The organism is Streptomyces sp. NBC_00154 (genome assembly GCF_026342835.1).
Taxonomy (GTDB): domain Bacteria; phylum Actinomycetota; class Actinomycetes; order Streptomycetales; family Streptomycetaceae; genus Streptomyces.
Window position 1 is genome coordinate 3726719 of record NZ_JAPEMI010000001.1, and the last position, 14297, is coordinate 3741015.

The window sequence follows — 14297 nt, forward strand, 5'->3', positions numbered from 1 at the left end:
GGTCCGCTAGCCGTTGACGCAGGTGTTGCCCGCCGCAGGATTGAGCACTCCGATGACGTTCACCGTGTTGCCGCACACGTTGACGGGGATGTCCACCGGCGCCTGTACGACGTTGCCGGACAGCAGACCGGGCGAGCCCGTCGCGGTGCCCACGGCTGAGTCCTTCGCCTCGACGGTCAGGGTCGTGGGGTCCGGGAGATTCAGGCCGACCGTGGTGATCCCGTCAGGGCGGTTGACGTAGGTTCCCGCCTCGTCGGCGGTGACATTCACCGTGACCGTGCAGGACTCCGTGCCGACGGCCAGGTCGCCGCCGTCCAGAGTCACCGACGAGCCGCCCGGCTCAGCGGTGACGGTGCCGTTGCCGCAGGTCGTCGACGCGTTGGCGTCCGAGGCCATGCTCACGCCGTCGGGCAGGCTGTCGGTGAAGCCGAAGTCGTTCTTCGCCGCCAGTTCACCGGTGTTGGTCACCGTCATCGTGAGCGTCGATGTGTCGCCCTCGTCGATGGTGGCAGGACTGAACGCCTTGTCCAGCTGCGGAGTCGCATCCAGGATCCGAATGTTGTCGAAGGCGTGGTCATTACCGCCCCAGCTGCCTTGCCCATTGACCATCTTGATGCCCAACTCGGTGCCGTTGAACAGTACGGCCCTGTCGCTGGCGAACGACCCGGCCATGAGCCCACTTCTTCCTCCGGGGTAGGGGTGGGAGTTGGGGTCGGTGCAGGGATTGATGGGGGTGGTGAAGGTCGGGATGTCCGGACCGCCGCCAGTGAGGTAGAACTTCAGCAGCGAATCCTCGTAATCGCAATTATCTGCCGCCACGTCCACCGCGAAGGTGAAGTAGCGGTTCGGCTTCGCGATCGGGATCGGCTGCTCGGTCCGGAATTCCACCCGGTCGGCACCAGGGTCTACATTGTCGCTGTACGCCGATACTGCGTGGTTGGCCGGCGGATTCGTCCCGCCGATCTGCCCCAGCACATCGGCCATGTCCTTCAGTTGCGGCACCCACCGGCAGCCAGGCTGATCAGCACCGGTCCGGCTCAGGATGATGCCGTTGCACTGTCCGTGGTCAAGCCACGGTGGGTCGGCCGTGTACGTCTCGTTCAGCGGTGGAGCCCCAACGTAGTCCTCCAGGAAGACCGGGGTCTCGCCTGCCTGCTCGAAGTCCTCGAGGAACACCGTGGCCGGAGCCTGCGGGACCCCCGGAGTGCCGGGAGCGTGAGTGACGTTCACACCCGCCGGCGTGACCACGGCCTGGGCCTGACCGGCCAGCGGAGCACTCGCGATCGCGAGAGCCACCACGGACACCGATGCAGTGCTCCAGGAAAGCTTCACTGCGGAAATTGCCACCACCTCATTTCCAATCACCACAGCGCACAGGGAACAACGGCGGACATAGGCAGCCCAATCCACTTGCATGCACGCTGAAATACAGGTTGCTCAAATTTCAGCACACGCACCCCGGAACCCGAAGGCCGGCGAGCTGGGTGGTTGCATTCCTCACTGCATTGGTCGAGCTGAGAATTAACCCTATGAGGCGATATCGGAATTCCATAAATGCAACGAGCGGGACATTTCTCGGGCCCTTCCCCTTCTCTGTGAGATAAATAGGATTTTTCTCCTGGCGGTGGCCCGGATTTCCGCCCGGCAAGCGGGGGGGTACCGCCGTATGGCCCACGTGGGGTTTTGGGAAGAGAAAGGCGGGCTGCTTGGGTGGTGGCGTCGCCCGGACCACGGGAGATGCGCCCCCGGCCGGCCACGGCCGGGCGACAATCCGCCCCCCGACTCGGGAGGGGGCGGACGGCTGGGTTTGCCCGCACTGCAGGCCGGGATGCGCGGGGCCCAGTCCGGCATGAGGATCGGTGTACGAGTGAACGGGAGTCGTTGTTCGACGACTTTGGGAGTCACTTCGCATACTGCGACGGTGATCAATGTCGATGAGTTCGGGAGTCACTCACGGCCCCAGGCGGTACCAGCGCCTAGCTTCATCACGGGGCCCGGTGCCGGATTCCGGGTTCGACTCCCATCGAAAGGATCAGCCCTTCATGGATGACGACACCTGGGTCGAACGAGGCCAGAAGATCGGCACCACGAACGAGCTGCGGGAGTACGTCGCCGCGATCCGCGCAGAGGTGCACCACATGCAGACGGGGCTGGGCCGCGCCGCGTGGGGCGTGCTCAAGGGGCGTTCCTGGCTCGACACTCCACGTGACGAGCGCTTCGACCACGCCGACGTTCTGCGGGAGCAGTTGGACATGACCGTCACCCCGGCCGGGATGGCCGCCAAGGACGCCGTGTACCGGCAGTCGCTCGCGGCTCTCCTCGTCGCCCTGGACGCGGTTGAACGCGTGACCCTCACCGCCTGGCTCGCCGACATCAACGCCAAGGACCCCGACCGGCCGGCGTGAGCCGCGCCCCGGGTTCTCCTCGTGGTTTCAGGACGGACCACGCGGGGCCCGCCCTCGATGTCGAAGATTTCGGGTGTCAGCAACCCGCATCGCGTAGCGGTGCCCCGCTTGTCGCCCGAGGTCATTGCCGTCAAAACGCTCCGGACCATCCCGATCCGAGGCGTTTTCCCTGGTCACGCTTGTGCCCCCGGCAGGGTTCGAACCTGCGACACCCGCTTTAGGAGTTCAGGCGGGGCGCCATGGTCACTTGCCGCTGCACAGCCAACCCGGCTACTGACGGACGCCCATAGTCACTGCTGTCCGGCGCCGTTGATGTCAGCATTGGATGTCAGCAAAACGGGTCTGCATCCAAGGCGATCACGCTGAGACCCAGAGATGTGAGGTGCCCGCGTCTGGACCGGCGACACCGCCATGCCGATGCCTGCTCCCCGTACCGCCAGGGGCAGGCATCGGCGTCTGTAGTCGTGGGGGACTCAAATGACGAGAAGTACGGCAACTGTGACGATCAAGAAGGTGAACCAGAAGACTGCCTGCTGCCTGCCCGTCATTGTTTGCATCTGCTGTCCTGAACGTGCCAGGGCGAACTGACGGCGGAGATACGGGGCGAAGATGATCCTCAGCACCGCAAAGGTGATCATGATGGCCGTGAACCAGACCACCGGATGCGCATCCTCGTCTCCCGCCGTATCGAAGAAGAGGAAGGCGCCGCCGGCAAGGGGTATCAAGGGTAGGAGTAGCTTCTTCTTCGCCGTCGTCGCAACGGGGTGTATGGCTATCATAAAGACAACGCCGGAAATGACGGCGCCTATCCACCACTGCTCAGGGGGCAGTGTCCTTGTCAGCACGACTCCTACCTTCTTCGGAATTGCGGATCCGGGTCAGTTCAGCTGAGGGGCCATGGAGCACCAGTTCAGAAGAACCCGTACGTGGATGGGATCTGACCTGCGGATACCCTGACTTGCGGCTTTGCCGGAAGCGCTCCGCCATATCCGTTGGTTCCCCGCTGGTCGTCCTGGTGTCGGGGACGTGCCGGGCAGGCATATGGTTCCGGGTATAGGCATGGGCTCTACAGCGTTTCGTCTCGGGCCAGGATCAGGCTGACCGAGCCCTCTTCGAGATTGATGCCGCCCTCAAGATGCTCGTGGTACCCGTCGCTGAGTTCGGGATCAGCGAGCCCTATGAGTCGCTCAGCCAGGTCCCGCAACCCTGCGGCATTGGCTGCAACGGTGATTTCGGTTGCTGAGCCCTGCACCTTGATCCGGGGTTCGTCCATGCGAGCACGCTACAGCTGACCTTCACCACCCATACCAACTCACCACTCACCCCAGCTTCCATCCCGTCCGCCTTCGGCCCACACGTCGTGGAGCGGGCGTGGTTTACGCCGCCGATGTCTACGCCAAACTCCTCAAGAGCCAGAGGCTGCTGGCAGATGCCGCGCCGCTCCTCACTACCGAGGAGCTCCCCGCCCTCCGGCACGCGGAGCCTGGGAAAACCGCGTGGACCGCCTCCGACCTCGTGTGCCTCGATGAACTGGAATGGCTGCTCAACGGATCCGACGGCCGTCGCGCATACGCCCACATCGTGGTCGACGAGGCACAGGACCTGACGCCTATGCAAGCGCGGGCCTTGGGCCGCCGCTGCCCTTCTGGTTCGCTTACCGTACTCGGCGACCTGGCGCAGGCCTCCGGGCCGCACGCGTACCATTCGTGGCGCGAGCTGGTCACGTTGCTCACCGCTGGCTCGCCATGGACCGTCGAGGTCCTGAAGACCGGCTTCCGCCTGCCCCCGGAGGTCGCCGACTTTGTCGCGCCCCTCGCCCGGGCCGCCGCACCCCGTGTGCCCGTAGCGCGCTCTGTCCGTCCCAGGCGTGACGGCCGGACCGTGGCCATGGCACAGGTGACCGGCCCGGACCTGCTCGCAGAAGCCACCGCACTGCACGTCATGGGGATAACCGAATTGCAGGACGGGAGATCCACCGCCGTCATCGCCCCGCAGGACGACACGCTCATCACTGCCCTGCGGGAGGCGCTCGCGCAGGCATCGCCGACCACACCCGTACCGGTCTTGCACCCCGCAGACGCCAAGGGCATCGAGTTCGACCACGTCGTGGTGGTGGAACCCGCTGCCATTTCGGCCGGCACGCCCTCCGGCCTACGGGCTCTGTACGTGGCGCTGACGCGCTGCACCCAGACGCTCAGCGTCATCCACCACGCTGCTCTCCCCGCCGTACTCGGGGGCACCCCCCTGGCGTCGAGCGCAGCCGTACCCTCAGCCGAGCCCACGCCTCCCGCTGCCCCCACCCCCGAGGAAACACTGCCTGCCATGTCGTCTACACCTGCCGAATCGGCCACCTCTATACCGTCATCCGGCTTCCAGGAGTTCCTGCAAGCGGCGGTAGCAGCCGACCGCAGGGAATCCGTCCACGAGCGGCTGCGGCACAACCTTCTTGCTCAGCTCTGGGAGAGCGGGGAGCCCGAAGACAGCACCACCGCGGACATCATCCGCTCCAACGACAGCGGCACCCACCTCTTCGAGGTGCTGCACGCCGAGCAGCCGACGTACCTCGATCTGCGCGAGGCTGCAACGCGCACAGCGGAAATCCGCTTCGGTCTGACTCGGCCCATCGATCGCACCTTCCTTGTATGCGCAGCCGCTCCGGTCGAACCTTGGGCAATCGCGACCGTAGAAGGAGCCTTCGACGTCTCGGTGATCTGGTGGGACAACGGGATCTGGCAGGGCGCCGAGACCCACACTGCCGTACCCGGCCGAGGGTGATCTGCTGCGGAAGGACCATCGGCCGGCGCCGATACGACCCCGCCACACGTCGTGTCGCTTCGGGCCGCAGGTCCGACGCTCACGCCTCGGCGGTGACGTCAGGCCGCGGCCCGAACGCCCGCCCGCACCGCGGGTGGGAGATGGGCCACGTGGCGGAGTCCTCCACGGTGCGCAGCGTCCTCGCGGCCTTGTCCGGGGCTTGGTGGCTGGTCCAACCGCACGCGGCGCCATCGAACACTTGCATCCACTGCACGCCGGCCTCCCGGGACCGGTTTCGGGTGCCCGCGTTGTAGGCCACGGCCGACTTAACCTGGACTGACCGGCGGTCGGGCGGGGACACGCGGGGCCGGGGACAGGCCGGAAAACGGCTTGACCTGACGGAGTTGACACCAGGGGCATTGCGTGATTGGGATTGGTCCGGTTCGCCGGTCTCGTGAGTGACGTGGCGTCATGTCCGTTGTGGGGCAAGGGGCCCGGGAGAGCAGAGCAGGCACGGTGCTGGTGATCATGTGGTTGTCGAGACCCATGAGAACCGAGCGAGACCGTGCCTGCCCGAACATCATCGCCCATCCCTTCCGCACTGGAGAAACTGGGTTCCCCGACTGATCCCCTCACCTCAAGCGATGTCGCTGACCTGCGGCGTTTCCTGATCCTGGTCGCCGATCCCCGCGATGCGCGAGGACTGCGGTATCCGGCCCTCGCGTTGCTGTGCGCAGCCGTCTCGGCGGTGCTGACCGGGGCTCGCTCGCTCATCGCGATCAGCGAGTGGATCACGGATGCCCCGCAGCATGTGCTGGGCGTCCTCGGCTTCGCTGCCGATCCACTTACCGGTCTGCGGCCGGTGCCGCACGCCGCAACCGTGCGCCGCCTGCTGCAGCGTGTGGACGGTGACGCGCTGGACGCGGCGATCAGCGCGTATCTGCAGGCCAGAACGCCGCCCCCGGTCGAGCCGGAGGCGGAGAAAGGGCCGGTGCGACGGGTGATCGCGGTCGACGGCAAGGTGGTCCGCGGATCGCGAACCGCAACGGCCGCGGCGATCCAGCTGCTGGCGGCGATGGACCACCACGGCGTGGTCCTGGCCCAGCGGCAGGTCGCTTCCAAGAGCAACGAGATCCCCTCCTTCGCGCCGTTGCTGGACGGTCTCGAGCTGGAGAACACGGTGGTGACCGCCGACGCACTGCACACCCAGCACGACCACGGGGCCTATCTGACCAGTCGCGGCGCGCACTACGTGGCCGTCGTGAAGAAGAACCATCCGGGCCTGTACGCCCAGGTCAGGAAGCTGCCCTGGCGAGACATCCCGCTCGGGCACCGCACTCGCGACCACGCCCACCACCGCGACGAGATCCGCCGGCTCAAGGTCGCCGCGTTCAGCCACCTCGACTACCCCGGCGCCCGCCAGGCGATCCAAGTCGTACGGTGGCGACGCGACTTGAGCACCGGGAAGCTGACCATCGAGCGCGTCTACCTGATCACCAGCCTGAGCGTCTTCGACGCCACCTGCACCGAGCTCGCCACCTGGATCAGAGGCCACTGGGGAATCGAGAACCTCCTGCACCACGTGCGGGACCGCACGTTCCGCGAGGACGACTCCAAGGTCCGCACCGGCACCCTGCCTCGCGCCATGGCCTCCCTGCGCAACCTCGCCATCAGCGTCTTCCGCCAGGACGGCCAGACCAACATCGCCGCCGCCCTCCGCCACACCGGCCGCGACTACCACCGGCCCCTACGAACCCTCGGTCTCACGTGACGAACCCAGACAGATCTCGATCATGCAATGACCCTGGAGTTGACACACCCCTCCCTGATCCGTAAGGTCCTTCGAGTTGTCACGGGGCCGGAACGGTTCTGCGACAACCGATCCCGCCGCGAATGCGGCAACTCAAACTCAGCACGATCTCCCACTCGGGATGATTTCGGCATGCCGGAATTCATTTCGAGGACGCGATTATGAATCGCCGGGAGGATTCCGCTAGGGTTTGGGTGTCGGAACGGCCCAACGGCCGGGATGACAAACCCCGCTGACTGGGAATCAGGCCCGAGAGGATCTGATAGAGTCGGACTCGCCGGAAAGGGAAACGCGAAAGCGGAAACCTGGAAAGCGAAACCCGCTTCGACCGGGAATCGGACACGAAAGAGTCTGATAGAGTCGGAAACGCAAGACCGAAGGGAAATGCCCGGAGGAAAGCCCGTGAGGGTGAGTACGAAGGAAGCGTCCGTTCCTTGAGAACTCAACAGCGTGCCAAAAGTCAACGCCAGATATGTTGATACCCCGGCCTGTTTCGGCAGGTTGGTGGTTCCTTTGAAAGTCCTGCTGGGCCCTTGTGGTTCCGGTGGGCAATTTACACAGCGAGGACGTTGTGGATGACCGGTCCTATTCCGACTGGTTGTTCCGCTCTCGTGTGTGTCGTCCCGATTACGGGAAAACATTCACGGAGAGTTTGATCCTGGCTCAGGACGAACGCTGGCGGCGTGCTTAACACATGCAAGTCGAACGATGAAGCCTTTCGGGGTGGATTAGTGGCGAACGGGTGAGTAACACGTGGGCAATCTGCCCTTCACTCTGGGACAAGCCCTGGAAACGGGGTCTAATACCGGATAATACTCTGTCCCGCATGGGACGGGGTTGAAAGCTCCGGCGGTGAAGGATGAGCCCGCGGCCTATCAGCTTGTTGGTGGGGTGATGGCCTACCAAGGCGACGACGGGTAGCCGGCCTGAGAGGGCGACCGGCCACACTGGGACTGAGACACGGCCCAGACTCCTACGGGAGGCAGCAGTGGGGAATATTGCACAATGGGCGAAAGCCTGATGCAGCGACGCCGCGTGAGGGATGACGGCCTTCGGGTTGTAAACCTCTTTCAGCAGGGAAGAAGCGAGAGTGACGGTACCTGCAGAAGAAGCGCCGGCTAACTACGTGCCAGCAGCCGCGGTAATACGTAGGGCGCAAGCGTTGTCCGGAATTATTGGGCGTAAAGAGCTCGTAGGCGGCTTGTTGCGTCGGTTGTGAAAGCCCGGGGCTTAACCCCGGGTCTGCAGTCGATACGGGCAGGCTAGAGTGTGGTAGGGGAGATCGGAATTCCTGGTGTAGCGGTGAAATGCGCAGATATCAGGAGGAACACCGGTGGCGAAGGCGGATCTCTGGGCCATTACTGACGCTGAGGAGCGAAAGCGTGGGGAGCGAACAGGATTAGATACCCTGGTAGTCCACGCCGTAAACGTTGGGAACTAGGTGTTGGCGACATTCCACGTCGTCGGTGCCGCAGCTAACGCATTAAGTTCCCCGCCTGGGGAGTACGGCCGCAAGGCTAAAACTCAAAGGAATTGACGGGGGCCCGCACAAGCAGCGGAGCATGTGGCTTAATTCGACGCAACGCGAAGAACCTTACCAAGGCTTGACATATACCGGAAAGCATCAGAGATGGTGCCCCCCTTGTGGTCGGTATACAGGTGGTGCATGGCTGTCGTCAGCTCGTGTCGTGAGATGTTGGGTTAAGTCCCGCAACGAGCGCAACCCTTGTTCTGTGTTGCCAGCATGCCCTTCGGGGTGATGGGGACTCACAGGAGACTGCCGGGGTCAACTCGGAGGAAGGTGGGGACGACGTCAAGTCATCATGCCCCTTATGTCTTGGGCTGCACACGTGCTACAATGGCCGGTACAATGAGCTGCGATGCCGCGAGGCGGAGCGAATCTCAAAAAGCCGGTCTCAGTTCGGATTGGGGTCTGCAACTCGACCCCATGAAGTCGGAGTTGCTAGTAATCGCAGATCAGCATTGCTGCGGTGAATACGTTCCCGGGCCTTGTACACACCGCCCGTCACGTCACGAAAGTCGGTAACACCCGAAGCCGGTGGCCCAACCCCTTGTGGGAGGGAGCTGTCGAAGGTGGGACTGGCGATTGGGACGAAGTCGTAACAAGGTAGCCGTACCGGAAGGTGCGGCTGGATCACCTCCTTTCTAAGGAGCACTTCTTACCAAGCTTGCTTGGTCAGAGGCCACTACGTCGGCAAATGTTCGACGGTGGTTGCTCATGGGTGGAACGTTGACTATTCGGCACGGTTCTTCGGGATCACTAGTACTGCTTCGGCGTGGAACGTGAATCGTGGAGGGTCGTGTCGGGCACGTTGTTGGGTGTCTGAGGGTACGGGCTCGTTCGAGTCTGTCCTTCGGTTGCCGGCCCCAGTGAACTCGCCTGTAAGGGTGGGGTGATGGGTGGCTGGTCGTTGTTTGAGAACTGCACAGTGGACGCGAGCATCTGTGGCCAAGTTTTTAAGGGCGCACGGTGGATGCCTTGGCACCAGGAACCGATGAAGGACGTGGGAGGCCACGATAGGCCCCGGGGAGCTGTCAACCGAGCTTTGATCCGGGGGTGTCCGAATGGGGAAACCCGGCAGTCGTCATGGGCTGTCACCCGCTGCTGAACACATAGGCAGTGTGGAGGGAACGAGGGGAAGTGAAACATCTCAGTACCCTCAGGAAGAGAAAACAACCGTGATTCCGGGAGTAGTGGCGAGCGAAACTGGATGAGGCCAAACCGTATGCGTGTGATACCCGGCAGGGGTTGCGCATGCGGGGTTGTGGGATCTCTTTTTCACAGTCTGCCGGCTGTGAGGCGAGTCAGAAACCGTTGATGTAGGCGAAGGACATGCGAAAGGTCCGGCGTAGAGGGTAAGACCCCCGTAGCTGAAACATTAACGGCTCGTTTAAGAGACACCCAAGTAGCACGGGGCCCGAGAAATCCCGTGTGAATCTGGCGGGACCACCCGCTAAGCCTAAATATTCCCTGGTGACCGATAGCGGATAGTACCGTGAGGGAATGGTGAAAAGTACCGCGGGAGCGGAGTGAAATAGTACCTGAAACCGTGTGCCTACAAGCCGTGGGAGCGTCGCATGCAAGCTTGCTTGCATGTCGTGACTGCGTGCCTTTTGAAGAATGAGCCTGCGAGTTTGCGGTGTGTTGCGAGGTTAACCCGTGTGGGGAAGCCGTAGCGAAAGCGAGTCCGAATAGGGCGTTTTAGTAGCACGCTCAAGACCCGAAGCGGAGTGATCTAGCCATGGGCAGGTTGAAGCGGAGGTAAGACTTCGTGGAGGACCGAACCCACCAGGGTTGAAAACCTGGGGGATGACCTGTGGTTAGGGGTGAAAGGCCAATCAAACTCCGTGATAGCTGGTTCTCCCCGAAATGCATTTAGGTGCAGCGTCGTGTGTTTCTTGCCGGAGGTAGAGCACTGGATAGGCGATGGGCCCTACCGGGTTACTGACCTTAGCCAAACTCCGAATGCCGGTAAGTGAGAGCACGGCAGTGAGACTGTGGGGGATAAGCTCCATGGTCGAGAGGGAAACAGCCCAGAGCATCGACTAAGGCCCCTAAGCGTACGCTAAGTGGGAAAGGATGTGGAGTCGCAGAGACAACCAGGAGGTTGGCTTAGAAGCAGCCACCCTTGAAAGAGTGCGTAATAGCTCACTGGTCAAGTGATTCCGCGCCGACAATGTAGCGGGGCTCAAGCGTACCGCCGAAGTCGTGTCATTCCAGCATTAAGGGCCAACGCCTGCTGGGATGGGTAGGGGAGCGTCGTGTGCCGGGTGAAGCAGCCGCGGAAGCGAGTTGTGGACGGTTCACGAGTGAGAATGCAGGCATGAGTAGCGATACACACGTGAGAAACGTGTGCGCCGATTGACTAAGGGTTCCTGGGTCAAGCTGATCTGCCCAGGGTAAGTCGGGACCTAAGGCGAGGCCGACAGGCGTAGTCGATGGACAACCGGTTGATATTCCGGTACCCGCTTTGAAACGCCCAATACTGAATCAGGCGATGCTAAGTCCGTGAAGCCGGCCCGATCTCTTCGGAGTTGAGGGTAGTGGTGGAGCCGACGAACCAGACTTGTACTAGGTAAGCGATGGGGTGACGCAGGAAGGTAGTCCAGCCCGGGCGGTGGTAGTCCCGGGGTAAGGGTGTAGGGCGTGTGATAGGCAAATCCGTCACACATGAGCCTGAGACCTGATGCCGAGCCGATTGTGGTGAAGTGGATGATCCTATGCTGTCGAGAAAAGCCTCTAGCGAGTTTCATGGCGGCCCGTACCCTAAACCGACTCAGGTGGTCAGGTAGAGAATACCGAGGCGTTCGGGTGAACTATGGTTAAGGAACTCGGCAAAATGCCCCCGTAACTTCGGGAGAAGGGGGCCATCACTGGTGATTGGATTTACTCCATGAGCTGGGGGTGGCCGCAGAGACCAGCGAGAAGCGACTGTTTACTAAAAACACAGGTCCGTGCGAAGCCGTAAGGCGATGTATACGGACTGACGCCTGCCCGGTGCTGGAACGTTAAGGGGACCGGTTAGCTGACTTTCGGGTCGGCGAAGCTGAGAACTTAAGCGCCAGTAAACGGCGGTGGTAACTATAACCATCCTAAGGTAGCGAAATTCCTTGTCGGGTAAGTTCCGACCTGCACGAATGGCGTAACGACTTCTCGACTGTCTCAACCATAGGCCCGGTGAAATTGCACTACGAGTAAAGATGCTCGTTTCGCGCAGCAGGACGGAAAGACCCCGGGACCTTTACTACAGTTTGATATTGGTGTTCGGTTCGGCTTGTGTAGGATAGGTGGGAGACTTTGAAGCAGCCACGCCAGTGGTTGTGGAGTCGCCGTTGAAATACCACTCTGGTCGTGCTGGATGTCTAACCTGGGTCCGTGATCCGGATCAGGGACAGTGTCTGATGGGTAGTTTAACTGGGGCGGTTGCCTCCTAAAGAGTAACGGAGGCGCCCAAAGGTTCCCTCAGCCTGGTTGGCAATCAGGTGTTGAGTGTAAGTGCACAAGGGAGCTTGACTGTGAGACCGACGGGTCGAGCAGGGACGAAAGTCGGGACTAGTGATCCGGCAGTGGCTTGTGGAAGCGCTGTCGCTCAACGGATAAAAGGTACCCCGGGGATAACAGGCTGATCTTCCCCAAGAGTCCATATCGACGGGATGGTTTGGCACCTCGATGTCGGCTCGTCGCATCCTGGGGCTGGAGTCGGTCCCAAGGGTTGGGCTGTTCGCCCATTAAAGCGGTACGCGAGCTGGGTTTAGAACGTCGTGAGACAGTTCGGTCCCTATCCGCTGCGCGCGTAGGAATATTGAGAAGGGCTGTCCCTAGTACGAGAGGACCGGGACGGACGAACCTCTGGTGTGCCAGTTGTCCTGCCAAGGGCATGGCTGGTTGGCTACGTTCGGAAAGGATAACCGCTGAAAGCATCTAAGCGGGAAGCCTGCTTCGAGATGAGTATTCCCACCCCCTTTGAGGGGTTAAGGCTCCCAGTAGACGACTGGGTTGATAGGCCAGATGTGGAAGCCCGGCAACGGGTGGAGCTGACTGGTACTAATAGGCCGAGGGCTTGTCCTCAGTTGCTCGCGTCCACTGTGTTAGTTCTGAAATAACGAACGGCCGTGTTGTTGCCCGGTGTTGGTTAATTTCATAGTGTTTCGGTGGTCATTGCGTTAGGGAAACGCCCGGTTACATTCCGAACCCGGAAGCTAAGCCTTTCAGCGCCGATGGTACTGCAGGGGGGACCCTGTGGGAGAGTAGGACGCCGCCGAACAATTATTCCGGGAAAGCCCCGCACCTCTGGTGCGGGGCTTTCCTGCATTCACGGGGCATTGCTCAGTCCGGCGGAGACCATATGTACGGGGTCGTCGTGGTCACTGCGTGAAAGCCGAGGCGGCGCAGAATCGGTGCTTAAGCGTGGCAAGTGTGACGACATATATGGCGTTAAGGAGCACCCCGCAGCACCTCCGAGTGCCATGGATTCTTATGCAGCCGCATCGACATACGAAGAGCTGGCTGTCCGCGGCCCCGCAGAACAAGCACGACGACCAACAGCTCATCACACATTCACGACCGCAGGTGAATTGAGGTCAAGGCTCCTATTCGCCGCCCGGTTATGCGAGGACGCGGAGTTGGGCGTGCACCTTCCACCGGGTGCCATAGGTGAAGGCGACGCGGAAGGCGTAACAGCGTTCGTCTGCCGGGTTCCACGCGATGCCTTTGCCGTGTGGGCGGACCAGAGGCCGCACTCCGAGGACTGCAGTGGATGGCTCGCAGACGAGATCCCATGCGTGCTTGGGAAGGGCGAGGCTTGCCAATCGTGGAAGGAGCACGTCGGGCGCGCTGGCGTCGTGGGCGTGGAAGCAGCTGACCACGCCGTCGAGTAGGGCCTTGACGATCCCTGCCGAGCGCCGACCGGGAAGGTCAGGACCCTCCAAGGACAGGTCCAGTACGAATGAGTCTGCCACTTGCTCGGCCGCAGGCCTTCCGGTTCGTATCGTTGTGCGCGGGCGCAGTCGCATCCACCATTCCCCTGGCGTCCGCGGGAGCACGTCGCCAAGGTCGGCAGCGAGATTACCGATCACGCAGGTGGCTCCTGGGTCGGGATCAGGTATGGCCGAGGCGAGGGCGTAGCGCAGATGGTGCCGACCGTCGGCGCTGCTGCCGCGTCGGCAGACCAGCCCCGGGCCGAGCAGATGCCCATGGGCCCCCGCTCCGACGTTGTACAGCAGAACGTTTTCCACATCGACGAACGCGTCGTCCGGGGCGTCGTACTCAGCTATCAGCCCGTGCCCACCCTCCGGCTCAAGCGCCCGCAGCGCCAGTCGCAGTTCGCCCCGGAACCTACGCTGCCATCCCCTGGGCTCGAACGGCAGCCGCGCCACGCTCCAGGCTGAGACTGTGCTCCGACTCGCCTCAATCTCATAATCCATCCCAGCATCGTCACCAACGCATGCGCACCTGACCAGGGCGGTACTTCCTACGATTGCGCTTATATGGAGCGGTAACCGGTCCGCAAAGTGGGCCAGTGCGAGGTTGTGCCGGGTGGCGCCCGACGACAGCCGCTAGACCGTCCAAAGGAGGGGGCGTCAGAGGCAGCAGCCGAGGGGCCGCTCGAGGCCTGGCTTCCCCGACACAGCAGCTGGCAACAGCAACAGAGAATCAGTGACTACGTGCCAACCCGCACCCGTACCCTCTGGCACGAGAAGCGAGGATGTTGGACCGTGCCCAACCAGCACTTCCTACGGCTGGCTGGTGAGTTGATGGGCCGGAACGAGCAGATCATGGTCGGCCGCGAGTGCAACCCCTACGAGGC

Annotated in this window: 7 protein-coding genes and 3 rRNA genes; 6 read left to right on the forward strand and 4 right to left on the reverse strand. The window is 62.3% G+C overall.

From position 1 onward, the window contains the following. Positions 1–6 precede the first annotated feature (6 nt). Entirely contained in the window at positions 7–1347 is a 1341-nt protein-coding gene (locus OHA03_RS47835; RefSeq protein WP_323181217.1) for a chaplin family protein, read from the reverse strand. 695 nt (positions 1348–2042) lie between these two features. Between OHA03_RS47835 and OHA03_RS16805 the strand changes: the two genes are divergently transcribed. Further along, positions 2043–2405 (forward strand): hypothetical protein, encoded by a 363-nt coding sequence (locus OHA03_RS16805; RefSeq protein WP_267004657.1) that lies wholly within the window; start codon positions 2043–2045, stop codon positions 2403–2405. 473 nt (positions 2406–2878) lie between these two features. On the opposite strand, the gene OHA03_RS16810 is transcribed toward OHA03_RS16805, so the two are convergent. Next, positions 2879–3250: a hypothetical protein gene (locus OHA03_RS16810; protein WP_267004658.1), complete on the reverse strand. Its 372-nt coding sequence runs from the start codon at positions 3248–3250 to the stop codon at positions 2879–2881. Positions 3251–3471: 221 nt separating this feature from the next. Then, the gene (locus tag OHA03_RS16815) at positions 3472–3678 is read right to left on the reverse strand and encodes a hypothetical protein (protein ID WP_267004659.1); all 207 of its coding nucleotides are present in this window, start codon (positions 3676–3678) and stop codon (positions 3472–3474) included. Between the two features lie 98 nt (positions 3679–3776). Between OHA03_RS16815 and OHA03_RS16820 the strand changes: the two genes are divergently transcribed. The 5 genes from OHA03_RS16820 (at position 3777) to rrf (ending at position 12755) form a co-directional block, all read left to right on the forward strand. After that, entirely contained in the window at positions 3777–5180 is a 1404-nt protein-coding gene (locus OHA03_RS16820; RefSeq protein ID WP_267004660.1) for a hypothetical protein, read from the forward strand. 544 nt (positions 5181–5724) lie between these two features. Next, entirely contained in the window at positions 5725–6930 is a 1206-nt protein-coding gene (locus tag OHA03_RS16825; RefSeq protein ID WP_267004661.1) for an ISAs1 family transposase, read from the forward strand. Positions 6931–7609: 679 nt separating this feature from the next. Then, positions 7610–9135: ribosomal RNA gene (locus tag OHA03_RS16830) — 16S ribosomal RNA — on the forward strand. A 302-nt stretch (positions 9136–9437) separates the two neighbouring features. Then, positions 9438–12559 (forward strand): 23S ribosomal RNA (locus OHA03_RS16835). A gap of 79 nt (positions 12560–12638) precedes the next feature. Then, positions 12639–12755: ribosomal RNA gene (rrf, locus tag OHA03_RS16840) — 5S ribosomal RNA — on the forward strand. Together the 16S, 23S and 5S rRNA genes form the textbook arrangement of a ribosomal RNA operon. A 340-nt stretch (positions 12756–13095) precedes the next feature. Here rrf and OHA03_RS16845 read toward each other — a convergent pair. Continuing rightward, positions 13096–13914, reverse strand: a complete 819-nt coding sequence (locus OHA03_RS16845) for a hypothetical protein (RefSeq protein ID WP_267004662.1) — start codon at positions 13912–13914, stop codon at positions 13096–13098. Between the last annotated feature and the right edge of the window lie 383 nt (positions 13915–14297).